This is a genomic window from Variovorax sp. V93, from assembly GCF_041154485.1.
GTDB lineage: Bacteria > Pseudomonadota > Gammaproteobacteria > Burkholderiales > Burkholderiaceae_C > Variovorax > Variovorax beijingensis_A.
This window is the reverse complement of sequence record NZ_AP028669.1, coordinates 933,719-949,334: the sequence shown is the minus strand read 5'-3', so window position 1 is coordinate 949,334 and position 15,616 is coordinate 933,719. Positions and strand designations below refer to the sequence as shown.

The 15,616-nt window shown below is 67.5% G+C and carries 14 protein-coding genes; 4 read left to right on the top strand and 10 right to left on the bottom strand.

Annotated features, from left to right (window positions below):
- Positions 1–59 precede the first annotated feature (59 nt).
- Genes ACAM54_RS04240 through ACAM54_RS04210 form a run of 7 tightly spaced genes read right to left on the bottom strand, consistent with a single transcriptional unit; the run spans position 60 to position 5,580 of the window.
- The gene (locus ACAM54_RS04240; RefSeq protein ID WP_369649950.1) at positions 60–1,280 is read right to left on the bottom strand and encodes a class I SAM-dependent rRNA methyltransferase; all 1,221 of its coding nucleotides are present in this window, start codon (positions 1,278–1,280) and stop codon (positions 60–62) included.
- Complete coding sequence (locus ACAM54_RS04235) at positions 1,277–2,320, bottom strand: tyrosine recombinase XerC (RefSeq protein WP_369649949.1); 1,044 nt, start codon at positions 2,318–2,320, stop codon at positions 1,277–1,279. The genes ACAM54_RS04240 and ACAM54_RS04235 overlap by 4 nt, the downstream gene beginning before the upstream one ends.
- Positions 2,304–2,942 carry a YdcF family protein gene (locus ACAM54_RS04230; protein WP_369649948.1) on the bottom strand — a complete coding sequence of 213 codons (639 nt, stop codon included), beginning with the start codon at positions 2,940–2,942 and terminating at the stop codon, positions 2,304–2,306. Before ACAM54_RS04230 ends, ACAM54_RS04235 begins: the two co-directional genes overlap by 17 nt.
- Positions 2,939–3,637, bottom strand: a complete 699-nt coding sequence (locus tag ACAM54_RS04225) for a DUF484 family protein (RefSeq protein WP_021005622.1) — start codon at positions 3,635–3,637, stop codon at positions 2,939–2,941. The genes ACAM54_RS04230 and ACAM54_RS04225 overlap by 4 nt, the downstream gene beginning before the upstream one ends.
- On the bottom strand, positions 3,634–4,518 hold the full coding sequence (gene dapF / locus ACAM54_RS04220) for a diaminopimelate epimerase (RefSeq protein WP_369649947.1): 885 nt from the start codon (positions 4,516–4,518) through the stop codon (positions 3,634–3,636). The genes ACAM54_RS04225 and dapF overlap by 4 nt, the downstream gene beginning before the upstream one ends.
- Positions 4,519–4,525: 7 nt before the next feature.
- Positions 4,526–5,185 carry a 2-hydroxychromene-2-carboxylate isomerase gene (locus tag ACAM54_RS04215; protein WP_369649946.1) on the bottom strand — a complete coding sequence of 220 codons (660 nt, stop codon included), beginning with the start codon at positions 5,183–5,185 and terminating at the stop codon, positions 4,526–4,528.
- Between the two features lie 17 nt (positions 5,186–5,202).
- Entirely contained in the window at positions 5,203–5,580 is a 378-nt protein-coding gene (locus ACAM54_RS04210; RefSeq protein ID WP_369649945.1) for an I78 family peptidase inhibitor, read from the bottom strand.
- Positions 5,581–5,641: 61 nt separating this feature from the next.
- Here ACAM54_RS04210 and ACAM54_RS04205 point away from each other — a divergent pair, with 61 nt between their 5' ends.
- Positions 5,642–6,583, top strand: coding sequence for a LysR family transcriptional regulator (locus tag ACAM54_RS04205; RefSeq protein WP_145740631.1), 942 nt, complete (start codon positions 5,642–5,644; stop codon positions 6,581–6,583).
- Here the strand turns inward: ACAM54_RS04205 and ACAM54_RS04200 are convergent.
- Positions 6,546–8,678, bottom strand: coding sequence for an alpha/beta hydrolase domain-containing protein (locus tag ACAM54_RS04200; RefSeq protein ID WP_369649944.1), 2,133 nt, complete (start codon positions 8,676–8,678; stop codon positions 6,546–6,548). The genes ACAM54_RS04205 and ACAM54_RS04200 overlap by 38 nt on opposite strands.
- Positions 8,679–9,181: 503 nt before the next feature.
- Between ACAM54_RS04200 and ACAM54_RS04195 the strand changes: the two genes are divergently transcribed.
- The 3 genes from ACAM54_RS04195 to ACAM54_RS04185 are packed head-to-tail and all read left to right on the top strand — an operon-like array spanning position 9,182 to position 14,210.
- Entirely contained in the window at positions 9,182–11,821 is a 2,640-nt protein-coding gene (locus ACAM54_RS04195; protein ID WP_369650945.1) for a type VI secretion system Vgr family protein, read from the top strand.
- Positions 11,822–11,847: 26 nt separating this feature from the next.
- Positions 11,848–12,888 carry a hypothetical protein gene (locus ACAM54_RS04190; RefSeq protein ID WP_369649943.1) on the top strand — a complete coding sequence of 347 codons (1,041 nt, stop codon included), beginning with the start codon at positions 11,848–11,850 and terminating at the stop codon, positions 12,886–12,888.
- A complete protein-coding gene (locus ACAM54_RS04185; RefSeq protein WP_369649942.1) occupies positions 12,888–14,210 on the top strand; it encodes a hypothetical protein in 1,323 nt (440 codons plus the stop codon). Before ACAM54_RS04190 ends, ACAM54_RS04185 begins: the two co-directional genes overlap by 1 nt.
- A gap of 426 nt (positions 14,211–14,636) precedes the next feature.
- Here the strand turns inward: ACAM54_RS04185 and ACAM54_RS04180 are convergent, their stop codons facing one another.
- Together ACAM54_RS04180 and ACAM54_RS04175 are read right to left on the bottom strand one after the other, a co-directional pair.
- Positions 14,637–15,053, bottom strand: coding sequence for a hypothetical protein (locus tag ACAM54_RS04180; protein ID WP_369649941.1), 417 nt, complete (start codon positions 15,051–15,053; stop codon positions 14,637–14,639).
- 114 nt (positions 15,054–15,167) lie between these two features.
- On the bottom strand, positions 15,168–15,527 hold the full coding sequence (locus ACAM54_RS04175; RefSeq protein WP_145740618.1) for a hypothetical protein: 360 nt from the start codon (positions 15,525–15,527) through the stop codon (positions 15,168–15,170).
- Between the last annotated feature and the right edge of the window lie 89 nt (positions 15,528–15,616).

Below are 15,616 nucleotides of genomic sequence, written 5' to 3'. Positions count from 1 at the left end.
GAAGAAAAGGGATTGGGCCGGCAGTTTAGCCAATGCCACTCAGTTGCGTTGGCGCGGGGTCAAGCAGGCTTTCTCACCACCACCAGGCCCTTGAGGTATTCGCCCTCGGGAAACTCGATGGTCATCGGGTGGTCGGGCGCCGCGCCCAGCCGTTCGCTGATGTAGCCATCCACTTGTGCGTCGATGCCGGCCGAAGCCACGATCTTGTGGAAAAGATCGGCGCTGATGCCGCCCGAGCATGAAAAGGTCAGCAGGACGCCGCCGGGCTCCAGCAGCTTGAGCGCGAGGCGGTTGATGTCCTTGTAGGCGCGGGCGGCGCGCTCGGCATGGGCGGCCGTGGGCGCGAACTTGGGCGGATCGAGCACGATGGCATCGAAGCTTCGGCCCTGCTCGATGAATTCGCGCAGCACGGTGTTGACGTTGGCGTCCAGGAATTCCGCCTTCAGGCCCGAACCCTCGGCGCCGAAGCCGTTCAGCGCGAGGTGCGCCCGAGCCCGCTCGAGCGCCGGCTGCGACGAATCGACCGACACCAGTTCGGCGCCTTCCACCGCGCCGGCCGCCCGCAGGCCCGCGAGCGCGGCCACCGTGAAGCCGCCGGTGTAGCAGAAGCAGTTGAGCACGCGCCGAAAGCGCCGATGCTGCGCCAGTTCGGCAAAGCGCTGGCGGCTGTCGCGCTGGTCGAGGTAGAAGCCGGTCTTGTGGCCAGTCGCAATGTCGAGCGAAAGCTTCCAGCCGTGCTCGCGAATCGTGATCTCGGTGGCGCCCTCCCCGCGCAGCCAGCCGGTGACCGGCTTCAGGCCTTCGCGTTCGCGGCCGCTGGCGTCGGAGCGCTCGTAGAGCTTGTGCAGGCCGGTCGCCGCGAGCAGCGCATCGGCAATCGCGGCCTTCCAGCGCTCGACGCCGGCCGACAGGAACTGCGCCACCAGCGTGTCGCCATACCGGTCGACGATCAGGCCCGGCAGCCCATCAGCCTCGCCGTGGACCAGCCGGACACCGTCGCTCTGCAGGTCGAAAAGCGCCCTGGCCGCCACCGCGCGGGCGCACACCGACGCCAGGAAGGCGGCATCGATGCGCTGCGTTTCGACAAAGCTCCAGGCCCGCGCACGGATCTTGGACACCGGGCTGAAGGCGGCCCAGGCCAGGAAGGCGCCGTCATGGGATTCGACGCGCACCGTCTCGCCCGAATCGGCACCGCCGCGTGCAATGGCGGATTCGAAGATCCAGGGATGGCGGCGCTGCAGCGAGCGCTCCTTGCCGGGCTTGAGGCGGAGGGTTTTCATTTGGTTGGCTTGTTGTCGTCGTTCTTTGGCTTGGCCCGCGCACCTTCGGGGCGTGCTTGCGCGCGCGGGCCCTCGGGGCGCGCCTGCGCGCGCGGGTGTGCCGCGTCATACACCTTGGCCAGGTGCTGGAAGTCCAGCCGGGTATAGACCTGCGTGGTCGCGATGTTGGCGTGGCCCAGCAGTTCCTGCACCGCGCGCAGGTCGCTGCTCGACTGCAGCACATGGCTCGCGAACGAATGCCGCAGCATGTGCGGGTGCACGGGCGCCGCAAGGCCGGCCTTGAGGCTGCGCTCGCGCAGCAGCTTCCACACCGCCTGCGAGGACATGCGCACGCCCTTGCTGCTGATGAAGAGCGCCGCCGCGCCCGCCGGGTCGCGCAGCGCGGCCGTCGACAGCGCCGCACATTCGCCGCGCACCGCGAACCAGTCGCGCAGCGCCTCGGCCGCCTTGCTGCCGATCGGCACGATGCGCCGCTTGCTGCCCTTGCCGAGCACGTTGGCTTCCAGCGCGTCGAGATCGACCCAGCCGCGGGCCGTGCCGCTGGCGCGCGCATCGAGGCCGGTGAGCTCGCTCACGCGCAGGCCGCAGCCGTAGAGCACCTCGACGATCGCGCTGTCGCGCGCCTCGGTCCAGGGGTCGGCCTCGGGGTCGTAGAGTTCGGCGAGCCGCACCGCATCGTCGACCGCCAGCGCCTTGGGCAGCGGCCGCGCGGCCTTGGGCGCATGCACGTCCTTCACGGGATTGAAACCCACCAGCCCCTCGTTGCCGAGCCAGCGGTAGAAGCTGCGCCAGCACGAGAGCACCAGCGCAATGCCGCGCGGCTCGCGCCCGGCACCGTGCAGCTGCGCCATCCAGCGCCGGATGTGCGCGGTCTGCACGCGGTCGAGCGAGAGCCCGGCGTCCGCAGCATGGGCCGCGAGCGCCTGCAGGTGGATGGCGTAGAGCTCGACCGTGCGCGCCGCCAGCCGGCGCTCGACGCGCACATGCTCCAGGTACTTGTCGACCCAGCCGGTCCCCGCCGTCTCAGTGGAGGTAGCCATTGAACGCATTGTTCACGACAGCCAGAGGCTCGCGCAACGCACCCTTGAAAACCATGCCCCAGCGGCGCCAGCAGCGCGTGCTCGCCGCCGCGTACTGGACATCGAAGTCCCTGTCGAAGCCGCTGGCCCGCACCAGGCGCTCCGCGCGCCACAGGTGGTAGGGCTCCGACACCACGATCACGCCGTGAACGCCCGCCGCCTGCAGCAGCGGACGCGACATGGCGAGGTTCAGGCGGGTCGAGGTCGATGCCGGCTCCAGCAGCAGCGGCCCGGCGTAGCCCTGGGCGCGCGCATGCCGCTGCATCACCTCGGCCTCGATGCGGCCGTCTTCCTTGTCGACGCCGCCCGACAGCACCAGCTTCTTCGCAAGGCCCGCATCGGCCAGCGCGATGGCGGCATCGACCCTGCCCGTCAGGCAGGGATTGGGCTTGCCATCGAGGTAGGCGCGGTTGCCCAGGACCAGCGCGGCGTCGGCCGGCCGCTCGGGCGGATTGGCAAGTGCCTCGACCGCGCGCCGCCAGATGACGGCCGCAATGACCAAGTAGGCCAGCAGTCCGGCCAGCAGCACCGTCCACAGCACGGGCCGCGCGGCGGCCCGCCAGGACCGGCGCTGCCCGCTCAAGGCCGCAGCCGCGACAGCGCGCCCGAGGCCAGTTCCGCGATGCGTTCGAGAAAGTCGGTGCCCATTTCGGCGTTGAAGCGCTGCGCGTCCGGCGAGGCCAGCACCAGGAGGCCGAAGGCCGGCGACTCGGCATCGGGCCGCAGCGGGATCAGCGCGATCGACATCGCGCCGGCCGGCTCGGGCAGCCAGTTGGCCGCCTCGAAGCCCGAGTTGAGCCCGCAGTAAGGCGAGGTCAGCGAGGTGGCCAGCGCCTTCACGTCGTCGCTCACCCACTGCGCATAGGCTTCGTTGAGGTAGTCGGCGCCGCAGTCCCACACCTTGATGGCGGTCTGCGGCACCAGGAACAGCGACTGCAGGTCGACCGCGATGCGGTAGGGCAGGCTGCGCGGATCGCGCGTGGTCAGCAGGCCGCTGGTCCAGCGCTGCAGGCGGTCGGCGATGACCACGTTCTCGGTGCCGTGGCGCACCATGTCCATCAGGCGATGCTCCAGCGCCTTGATCTTCTCGCGCAGCATCTCGGCCTGGCGCTCCTGCAGGCTCACGGCGCGGTTGCCGTGCGGGCTGGTGAGCTGCACCTGCGCCAGCAGCTGCGCGTGCCGCTCGAAGAAGTCGGGCGTGTTCGCCAGGTAGTTGGCGATGTCGTCTTCGGTGATCGGGTTCATGGCGTCGTCTTTGTTGTTTCTGAAGTGGGTCATGGCAGCTCGGGCACCTCGATGTCTCCCTCGAAAACCGTGGTGGCCGGGCCGGTCATGAGCACCGGATGGCCCTCGCCTTCCCAGCCGATCGTGAGCACGCCGCCATGCGTCTGCACATCGACCCGGCGCTCCAGCAGGCCGAGCCGGATGCCCGCCACCACCGCCGCGCAGGCGCCGGTGCCGCAGGCCAGCGTTTCGCCGGCGCCGCGCTCGAACACGCGCAGCCTGACGTGCGTGCGGTCGACCACCTGCATGAAGCCGGCATTCACCCGCTGCGGAAAGCGCGGATGGTGCTCGATCTGCGGGCCCTGCCGGGCCACGGGCGCGGTGTCGACGTTGTCGACCACCTGCACCGCATGCGGGTTGCCCATCGACAGCACCGCGACCGACACGATGGCCGAGTCGGCATGCGTGCCGAGGGCCAGGTGCCAGGTGTGCCAGGCGCCGTCGGGCTGCGGATCGAGGCCGGCGGTGTCGAAGGGCACGCGGGCGGGCTCGAAGACGGGCGGCCCCATGTCGACCGTGACGCGGCCGTCTTCGCCCATGCGCGGCTCGATGATGCCGGCCAGCGTTTCGACGCGCACCGTGTCCTTCTCGGTCAGGTGGTGCTCGCGCACGAAGCGCATGAAGCAGCGCGCGCCGTTGCCGCACTGCTCCACCTCGCCGCCGTCGGCGTTGTGGATCACGTACTGGAAATCGACGCCCTCGGCCGCGCCCTGGGAGGGCGGCCGCACCGTGAGGATCTGGTCGGCGCCGACGCCGAAATGGCGGTCGGCCAGGAAGCGGTACTGCGCGGCCGTGAGGCCCAGCGTGCCGCGCGTCTCGTCCAGCACGACGAAATCGTTGCCGGCACCCTGCATCTTGGTAAAGCGGATTCGCATCGGGGGATTATCCGCCCGCGGAATGGCGGCGCCTGTCGAGCGCCCGGTCCAGAAAGGCCAGCCGGTCCTGGCCCCAGAAGCGCTCGCCGTCGAGCACGAAGGTTGGCGCGCCGAACACGCCGGCCTGGATGGCGTCGGCGCTGTTGGCGCGGTAGACCGCCAAGGTCTCGGGCGCCTGCTCCAGCGCCTGCAGCGCCGCGCCGTTGTAGCCGTTTTCCTCGGCCACCGCGATGCGCACCGCGGCTTCGGAGGTGTCGCGCTCCTCGGCCCAGAGTGCGCGCAGCAGCGCATGCGAAAGCGGCTGGGCATCGAGCCCCTGCAGCTGCGCGGCAATCACCATCCAGCCCGGGTACTTGTTCCAGTTCGGATCGACCGGCGCACCCTTGGGATAGTAGGCGGGCTCCAGGTTGAGCGGCATGCCGAGGTAGTCGCGCCAGCGCGCCAGTTCGAGCGCGTGATAGGTGCGGCGCGGCTCGGGCCGTGTCTTCAGCGGAATGCCGCCGGTCTGCGGCACCACGGCCTGGAAGTCGTAGGGCTTGAGCGTGAGCCGCACATGGTGGCGCCGCACGATGTCCTGCAGCTGCGGGCCGCCCAGGTAGGCCCAGGGCGAGGAAAGGCTGTAGTAGCAGTCGAGCGCGATGGCGGCGGGGGTCGGGTGGGTGGTCATCCCGGAATTATTGACTTTCAGCCGCAGCGCGCGGCAACCACCCTGCCCTGCGCATCGACGTCGACATTGAGCCGGGCCGGATCGGCCGGCGCCGGCAGCGGCGCGCCGGCGGCCGAGGTGCGCGCGGACTTGGAACCGGTGCGCGTGCGCATCTGCTCCAGCAGCAGCGGATCGAGCGCCTGGCCGAGCGCATAGCGCGCCTGCGCAGCCTGGCAGGCTTCTTCTTTGGGCACGGTCACGAAGGTGGGCGGCGGCGGCGCCTCGGAAGTCAGCGGGCGGAATTCGGGCTGCGTCTCGCACCCTGCCATGAACAGCGATGCGGCGCAGACGGCGGCCGCCAGGATGCCGCGCGTACCAGGGAAAAAGATGAAACCGGGTTGAGGGAAGATGGGCATGGTGTGGTGTCTTGCTTCTTTCGGTGGATCGTAGCGTTGCCAGTGGTCAAATCCACCCGCCATGATCAACCTGAACCGTTTCGATCTCATCTCCCTGCGGCTTTTTGTCGCGGTCGTCGATGGCGGAAGCCTGACGGCGGGCGCAGACCGGTTCGGCGTATCGCTTCCGGCGGCCAGCAAGCGCATCACCGATCTCGAACAGCACTGCGGCATGGCGCTGCTGCAGCGCGGCCAGCGCGGCGTGACCGCCACCCCCGAAGGCCAGACCCTGCACCGGCACGCGATCGAGGTGATCGCGCGCCTGGAACAGCTCGTGCAGGCGGTCGACGATCTTCAATCAGGTGCCACCGGCCACCTGCGGCTGTGCGCCAATCCCTCTGCTTTCGGCGGCTTCCTGCCCAGCGTGCTGGCCGAGTACGCCCGCCGCTATCCGCAGGTGGTGATCGACATGGAAGACGCCTTGAGCGAGGACGGGATCCGCGCCGTGCTCAAGGGCACGGCGGAGCTGGCCGTGATCGGCGACAACGTGCCGCACGAAGGCCTGGAAACCCTCGTCTGCAATGTCGACCAGCTGGTGCTGCTGGTGCCGGCGGGCCATGCGCTGGCCGGCCGGCAGAACGCCTCCATCGAGAACGTGCTCGACCACGACCTGGTCACGCTGGCACGCAGCGCATCGCTCACGCGCAAGGTGATGGCGGCGGCCGACGCGGTCAAGCGCACGCCGCGCATCCGGGTGCAGGTGCGCAGCTTCGATTCGATGTGCCGCATGGTCGCGTTCGGGCTCGGCCTGGCGATCCTGCCGCGAGCGGCGGCGGCGCTCTATGCCCAGGCCCTGGGTCTCGTGCAGGTCGGCCTCGAAGGCGTCGAGATGGAACGCGTGCTGCTGCTGGCCATGCGCAGCCGCGCGGAGCTCTCGACGCCGGCGGCCGCCCTGGTGGAAATGATCGAGGAAAGCGCGGCACCCTTCAGCGGAGCACGGCACTCTCCGAAGCCTGCCGGATAAGGCGGTCGCGGTCCGCAGGAAGGAGAAAACCCTCGGCGAACGCCTTCTCGGCAGCGGCGCGCACCGCGGCCACGTAGCCCTCGTGGCTGCCGTAGCGCTCCTCGAGCGACAGGCGCGGATCGCCATTCGCCACCCGCTCGGCACGCGTGCGGGCGAACGGCACATAGCCGCCGACGTAGTTGCACACCTGGCCGCGGTGGAAGCCCTCGGCGGTGACGTTGAAGCCCAGGTAGGTGCCCAGCGGCGCCATCACGAGCACCGTGGGGACGCCGTCGATCTCGTTGCCGTCGGCGTCGACCTTCGGAACTTTCATCGGAATCACCTTCTTGATGGACGGCGGCACCTGGGTGGGCACGCCGGAGGCTTCCGCATGATTGAATTGCGGCCCCCAGTCGTAGTCGAACACCGGAAACGCAAAGTTCTGCGGCAGGAAGATCGAGTCCGGAATGCCGGGCACGCCGCTCGGAAAGCCCATCGCCTTCTTGTTGGCGTCGACCAGCGTCCGGGCCGCGAGCGTCGGCCAGCGGCTGGGCGGCGGCGGTGTGCCGTTCAGCACCCAGTCGCGCATGGCCAGGCGCAGCACGTTGGTGATTTCCGTGTGCGGCACCGGGTTGGCCGCCAAGGTGCCGCGGCCGAAGTTGTTGCCGGGACAGGTGGGGCCGGTGGCGGCCGCGGGCATGTGCGTGAAGCCGCCCGCGCCGCCGCCGTGGTGACTGCCCGGCACGTAGTAGCGCCGCACGTTGCGCGGCAACGGAATGTCCGCGTCGCCGGCCGTGCCGATCCACTCGGGCGTCAGCTTCAGTGCATACACCTCGGCCGATCCGAAATGCTCGATCACCTTCGGGCAGGTGTCGTTGGCGCTGCAGCGCGAGAAGATGCTGCCGGTGGGCTGCTTGCGCACCGGGTCCGGCCAGTCCACCCACCACTGCGGGCCTTCGCTGCCCTGCTGAAAGAGTTCCAGCACGCCGTCCGGCTGGGCCCAGCGCGAGTTGGCCGCCACCCGGCGGCCCGCGATGATCGGCCAGGCGCCGTCGTAGACCTTGCGGTTGCGCTCGTCCTGGTTCAGGCCCATGAAGATGAACTGCCGCACCATGTTCCCGGACTGCGACACACCGCGCACCGCCGTGCCCTTGACGAAGCCTCCCACCGGATTGCGCGTGCCGAAGTCGTCCGCCGTCTCGTAGCGGAAGAAGGTGCCCACGTCGCGGAACGCCGCCATGCCCACGCCCAATACGTAGGCGTTCTGGGCCGGATACACCACCTGGTACAGCAGCTTGGCATCGAAGCCGTTGCGCAGGCAGATGTGCACCGGCAGGTTGCCGGGCGCATTGGCGGGGTTGATGTCGATCGGCGTGCCGGGAAACGGGTTGCCGGCATCGCATCTGGCAAAGGCCCAGTCGCCCGCGGCGATGGCCGGCCCCTCGGTGACGACGCCATCGACGGTTTCCTTGATGTGCGTCTTCAGCGTTGCCTGGGCCGTGTCCAGCGTGGCCGGAAGGTAAGGCACGGGGTTGGTCTGCACCATCAGCGGCTGGGAGCCCACGCCGCCGCGGTTGACAATGCGCGCGAACACCTTGCCTGTGACAGCCACGCCGTTCAGCTTGGCGATGGGTGCCGCCACCCAGTGATTGGCACCCTCGGCCCGATTGGCGGGAATGCCCGTGTTGCCGGCGTTGTCCGCCTGCCAGCCGCTGCGCAGGCCGACATCGCCCAGTTCGCGCTCCTCCACGGCGATGGTGCCGGCGCCGCCGCGGTTGGGCACGTCGTGCCAGAGGAAGCCACTCGCGCGGCTCATGTCGACCGGCTTCACCAGATTGAAGGTGGTCTCATACCGCACCTTGCCGTCGGCGTCCGCGCCGAGCTGGATGTCGGTGATGACGCTGTTGTGCGGATCGTTCGGATCGAGCTCGCCGAAGGCGCGGCCGCGGACCTGCTCGTATGGAATCGACTGCCCAGCGAGAGGCGCGACGCTGTCGATCACGATGCGGGTGACGCGGGCCTCGGCCGGTGCACCGGCGGCGATTGCCACCGCGGCCATCGCCGCCGCGAACCAGTGCAGGCGCGGCTGGCGCCCAGTCGAGCTTCTCGGGTGCATGCTGTCTCCTGTCTTTTTCTTGCGCGGATCCGACGGCGTCGGCGCTGTGCATCCTCACGATTCGAGGGCATGCCGACAATTCGCGTCTTGTTTAGCCGGTCTTAACCGATGGTTAAGGACGCTTCCTTCAGGACTGTTCCGCCCAAAAAAGAACCCGCCGAAGCGGGTTGAGAGGTAGCCAAAAAAACCTTCATTGAAGGGTTCAGGGAGAACAGAGCGTCAAAGACTCTTTGAATGGATTGGCTACCGGGACGGAATCTAGCAGAGCGGCTGTCCATCGGACACCGATACGCGCCCCGCGGCACACGGTGATGTGCATTGCTTCACGAATTGCGTATCTGCGTTCGCGATGACTACTTTGGGCCGCTTCCGGGCCTGCAACAGCGGCTTACATAATCTCCCAACAAAACGGCCCCCCAGCCTCTGAGGGCGGCCAGGGAGCTTTCATGTCAATGTTCGATCGCGCGAGCCCGCTCGCCCGCGCCCGTGGTTCGTCCGCGTCCATGAGAAGGCGCGCCATCCTGCACTCGCCGCTGGGCGAGGCACTGCAATTCCACCGGCTGGCCGGGCGCGAGGCGCTCAGCCAGGCCTATGCCTTCGACCTCGAGCTGCTGGGCAGCAGCAACGCCATCGACGCGAAGGCCCTGCTGGGCCAGCCCGCCACCGTCGTGATGGAAACCGAGAGCGGCGCCCCGCGCTACCTCGCCGGCCTTGTCACCCGCTTCGGCCTGTCGCACGAAGACGACCGCCAGGCCTTCTACGAGATGCGGCTGCGCCCCTGGCTCTGGCTGGCCACGCGCCGCTCCGACTTCCGCATCTTCCAGGACCAGACCGTGCCCGAGATCGTTGCGGCCGTGCTGGGCCGCTACGGCCACCCGATGGAGCAGAAGCTCCACCGCAGCTACCGCCCCTGGACCTACTGCGTGCAGTACCACGAGAGCGACTTCGACTTCGTCTCGCGCCTGTGCGAACACGAAGGCATCTACTACTGGTTTCGCCACGAGGCCGGGCAGCAGGTGCTGGTCTTCGCCGACGACATCGCCAGCGCCCATGCCCCCTTGCCCGGCGGCGAGGCCGTGCGCTACCACCCGCACGAGAAGGCCGGCATGACCGGCGGGCTGGAGGCCAGCGAGCGCATCACCGAATGGGCGCAGGCCGAGGAGATCCGCCCGGGCCACCACTTTCGCAACCACTACGACTTCGAGAAGCCCCAGGCCGACCTCGCCAGCCGCCGCCAGATGCCCCCGGGCCACGCGCACGACGGCTTCGAGCGCTACGAATGGCCGGGCGACCACCTGCAGCACGAGGACGGCGAGACCTGTGCGCGCATCCGCACCGAGGAGCAGCTGAGCCAGCGCAGCCGGGCCAGCGGCCGTTCCAACCGGCGCGACCTGGCCCCGGGCCACCTCTTCAGGCTCACGCACCACCCGCGCGACGACCAGAACCGCCAGCACCTGCTGCTGGCCGTCGACTACGAGCTGCAGGAGAACCTGCAGGCCAGCGAAGGGGTGGATGCCTCCGAAGGCTCGGTGCAGCGCTTCGCCTTCGAGGCCCAGCCCACGAGCTACGCCTGGCGCCCGCAACGCAGCACGCCCAAGCCGCGCACCCGCGGCCCGCAGACGGCGATGGTGGTCGGCCCCGCGGGCGAGGAGATCTGGACCGACCGCTACGGCCGCATCAAGGTGCAGTTCCACTGGGATCGGCTCGGCCAGCGTAACGAGAACGCGAGCTGCTGGCTGCGCGTGTCCACATCCTGGGCCGGCGCCAGCTTCGGCGCGGCCGCGCTGCCGCGCATCGGGCAGGAGGTGATCGTCGATTTCCTCAACGGCGACCCCGATTACCCGATCGTCACCGGCCGGGTGCACAACGCCGACGAGATGCCGGCCTGGCAGCTGCCCCAGCAGAAGCAGCTCACGGGCCTGCGCAGCCGCGAGTTGGGCGGCGGGCGCAGCAACCACCTGGCGCTGGACGATTCCACGGGCAAGGTGCAGGCCCAGCTCAAGAGCGACCACCAGAGCTCCAGCCTGAGCCTGGGCCATGTCGGCCGCATCGAGGACACGGCCGGGCGCAAGGACGACCGGGGCCAGGGCTTCGAGCTGCGCACCGACGGCCATGGCGCACTGCGCGCCGCCCGGGGCCTGCTGCTGAGCACCGAGGCGCGCGCCAATGCGCAGGGCCACATCACCGACATGCGCGAGACGGTGGCGCGGCTCACGCAGGGGCGCGACCTGCACGAGAGCCTGGCGCAGGTGGCGCAGCAGGCCCAGGCGCACGAGGCGGGCGACCAGGACGAGGTGGCCCGGGCGCTGAAGGCGCAGAACGACGCGATCAAGGGAAGCGGCGGCAGGCCGGGCCAGGGCGAGTTCCCGGAGTTCCAGGAGCCGCACCTGACCTTGGCGAGCCCCGCGGGCATCCAGGCCACCACGGCCGCGAGCACCCACCTCGTGAGCGTGGAACACACGGCCCTCACGAGCGGCGCGCACACCAGCGTGGCCACGGGCAACAGCTTCCTGGTGAGCGCCAAGGATGCGGTGCGCATGGTCGCCTTCAACAACGGCATCCGCATGGCGGCGGCGGCGGCGGACATCGACCTCACGGCGCTCAGGGACAGCATCAACGCGCTGGCCAAGCTGGACATCAAGCTGGAGGCCAGCCGGATCACCATCACGGCCAAGGAGGAGGTGCTCGTCAACGGCGGCTCCAGCTACACGCGCTGGACGGCCGGCGGCATCGAGAGCGGCACCAATGGCCTGTGGCGTGCGCATGCGGCTTCGCATTCGATGGTGGGGCCGAAGAGCGTGCCGGTGCCATCGATCGAACTGAAGCTCCCCAATCTCGACCTGGGTCCGTACAAGGCCGACTACCAACTCTTCAAGACCGACAACCGCCCCTTCGAGGGCTACGCCTACGAAATCCATGACCAGCAGCGCAAGTTGCTGGAAAGTGGCGATACGTCCAAGGCCGGCCAGACCCGCCTGGTCAACAGCGAGATGGCCATCGGTCTGAAGGGCTACAAGTCGATCATGCGCGAGAGCGAGCGAGTGACGGAGAACTGGTCGTCCGTGCTGGAGGCCAGGGCCGGACAAGCCGAAGCCCGTAGCGCGCCGGCACCAGGCAGAGCTCCTGGAAGCGAGGCCGCGTAATGCCGGTACCCGCCATCGTCTGGGGCGTGCTCGAGCTGATCGCCCTCGCCATCACGGTTCATGAATTGGGCGAGCTGGCCGAAGAACTGTACGAAGGGGTCGAAAAATACGGCAAGGACATCGGCAAGGCCAAGGAGGAGGTTCGCAAGGTCATCCAGAGCATCCAGGACGAGATCGCGCAGAAGATCGAGGAGAAGGAGGAAGTCGCGATCCTGCTGGCCCTCGAGGCCGCCGACCCGCAGGGGCAGAACACGCGCAAGGCCGCCGGCCGCGGCGCCACGGATGCCACCATCAATGCGGCCATCGAGCAGAAGATTCCATTCCGCGATGCCATCACCCAGGTGTGCGCCGCGGCCGACCGCATGCCGGTGCTGAGCCTTCGGAAAAAGAAGGGCGTATCGATCAAGGATCTGCCCAGGGCCAAGCGCGAGATCATCGAGGAACTGCTGTCGATGTCGGTCGAGCAGTTGACCGATGTGGAGCTCGAGGAGTTCTTCGTGATCAGGTTGAAGCAGCTGGCGGTCAACCTGCTGTTCGAGTTCGTGGACGAGTGCCTGAGCTGGGCCAGCCCGTTGAAATGCGAGGTGAACTTCGGACCGCCGCCATCCTTCGACGATCATCCCGTGGAAGAGGCCACCAAGCTGCAGCGGCTGGGGAAAATCAATCCGTTCTATCCCAGCCCGTTCCAGTACCGCAAGGGCAGCATCGCGGCCGACCTCATGATCTCGGAGTACCGGCATCAGCGGCCTGACAAGGGCAACATCTTCGCTATTGTGGAGATCAAGTTCCCGGGGGATCGGATCGAAGCTGCGCAGTTCGTCGCATACAACCAGATGCTCAGACGAGCCGCTATTGTCAAGACAGAAAGAGCGGCAATTCGCTTTCAGAACAAGCCCGTGAACTCGGGCGGCCGGCTGTCGCTGTTCCGCTACCCCGAGGACATTGCAGTGCATGGAAAAAAGGAGCCGGACACGCCGTCGGAGCACGAGAAAAAGGAAGAGCCGAAGCAACAGAAATCGGAGAAGTCCAGCGGTAGGTCGCGGCACAGCAGAAAACGAGGCATTTGATGAGCACAGCAGAACTATTCCTTCAACCCGAAGAGATAGAGAAATTTGTCCGCGAGAGCAAGATCGCTCCGCAGTGGTTCTATGGCTACCCAGGTCGGGAGTTGGGCATCTGCCCGTACGTGACCTTCTATGTGTACCACCGGCCCGAGGATTACATGGCGGTCGCGGACAAGTTCATCGACATCTGGGAGCGCTTCGGCCGAATCGTCGACGAACCCATCAAGAAGGTGTTCAAGTCGCGCACGCAGGTTTGGCTCAACGCAGGAGATAAGCGGTTTCCGACCGATCTTCGGGCCGAAGCAAAGCATCACCAAGAAGAGTTTGAGACCTTCTTCTTGATGGCCACTGACATGGAGTCGCCCGATTCTTCACCGCTGTGGTCGTATTCTGCCCAGGTAACTCATAACCACTGGCAGTGCTTTAGCACTCTCAAACTGGTCTTTTGCTACGACTGGTACGAGGATGGCAACCAGGCACGATGGCGGGACTTCGTGCTCGACTGCATCAAGTCGCTTCGGCCCGAGCAGGCGTACATGGGCTACGAGGTGGGGAACGGCGGTCTAGGCGTGATGGGGGCGTACGAGTCAGACGTGCTGGAGCGCATCTGTGCCGACTATTTCTACGGCTTAGACATTGATCATCCGTTCAAGATGGGATTTCATGCCAATGTTCCCGACGAGACTGGCATCGTGCTTCCCTCTGACCTCGGCGCAGGCCTGCGGCCACCCACTTGGTCCTTCATGCTCTCGCCTGTATGGCAGCGCAAGCTGGGCAAGCCCGAACATCAGATCCGTGTCGAACTGGCCGACCCGCGCATCAAGATCACCTCGGTTCCCTACCCGCGAGACAAGCTCAATCCCGACGCCGCCAACGGCCTCTGGATCGAATTGGGCAACCTCGATCTGTACCCGGTGGAAGATGGCGTGCCCGATGTGCTGGTCAAGGCGAACCGCCTGATTCGCCCGATCCGCTGCGACGAACTGAACCTCAACACGCTCGACCCATGGGACGGCGACCCCAATCCCCGTTTCGGCTACGAGAGCTCATTGCACTGGATGCGCCGCTTCGACGACGACAGCGACTGGCCCAGTGCGGAACAGCGTCGCAAGCCCTCGCCCGACGAAGGCCGTAATGCAGGCTCGAAAAGGAAGCCTCTCATACCCGGCGGCGAGCCCTGCCCGCAGGCCGGCTGGTGGTTCACCCCGGCCCAGTTGGACAGTCGGCGCTACTTCGAGAAGGGCGAGATCATGCCGATCATCAAGCGCAGTTCATTCGGCGACACGAACTGGCAGCAGACAAGCGATCCCAAGGACGACAAGTGATGGACCGGCCCGTGGAGGGGACGCCGTTCGCGTTGGTGGTGAGGCAGTTGGGCCGAAGGCCGCATCAAGCCAGCGCGCCTGCGTCGCGGAGGCACACCGTCTGGTGCCGAACGGGTTGCGGCGAGGCCGCAGAGTGCGGTCCGCTCGGTTGGTGGCCATGCTGCAGCCAACAGTGCTGGGCGGCGTGGAAGGAATCCGAGGAAGACGCAGGGGCCCGCCCGAGCAACATCCCAAGATGAGGCGCATCGCTCCTGCCCCGGCGCACCGCATCAAAGTTCGTTGCAATAGCCGCTGACAGGCTCGCGAGCCAACTCGGCCGCCATCGCGTCTCATGCGCCGGACGACGCCACGCCCGCGATATGCGCCTGTTGATGGCGGCGGGATTGGCGGTCTGGCTGGTGTCGTCGTCGAGAACCTGCGGGACCTTCACGCGGAGTGCGCCAGTTGCAAGCCGCCCTTGCCGTCGGGAAGCCAAACCTCCGCGCCGTCCGAGCTCGCATTGAAGAACCCGACCCCGTGCTTCGCGGCAACGGCGACAACGGCGTCATAGGCCGCTTCAGCCTTCGACCACGCGAATGCCGCATAGATCACTTCCCGCCCGACGCTGTAGTCGGTCACGGCGGCGTCGTCCTCCGGAAACTCTTCGGGCGAAAACGGGCCATTCATGGCGGGGTAGGACTGGATCATTTCCAGGAACCAAGCCCTCAATGCAGGCGTGCTCACATCCGGGTTGTCGTAGGAATGCCCTTCCGCCCATTCGGCATGGCCTTCATACCACTCGAGAAATGCGGCCCGGTCCTTGGGCGCGGCTTCCACTGCAAACACCATCAAGTCGTAGCTCATGCGACTGCCTCCTCATGGTTCGGAACCTGACTGTAGCTTCCGCGAATGACAAACGGTGCAGAAAGGCACCCGGATCGGCCCGCAGGTTCAGCTCGCATCGCGCAGGGGCCGTGCTCAGGGATCGTTGGCTTCCGATGCGGCGGCACCCGCTTCGGCGGCGCTCGCAATCGCGTCGCAGGCAGCCCTCAGGGCGGCCGCGACCTCTTGCGGCCCATGGCGCAGTTCGGCGATATCGCGCTCTCCAACGCAGTAGCCGTCCAGGCGCACGTAGATGCGTTTGAAGTCCCCACCGAGTGCGCGCGCCACGTCGAGCAGGCAGTCGGCGAGCGTCGAGAAGCCGCCGTTGCTGTACGAGCTGGGCGGGATGACGCCCTTCGAACGCGGCGCGCGAACGGAATAGGCGTACGACGCAGCCTCTTTCCGCAGCTCCACCACGGGCTGCAGGCCGCATTGAACATCCCTTGCGCTTCTCATGGCCGGAGTGTAAGTGCCTCCCCGATGACGCGCGGCCCGCCAACCCTCGTGCCCGCCTGGGATGGATACGACTTTTTCGTTTTCCAGCT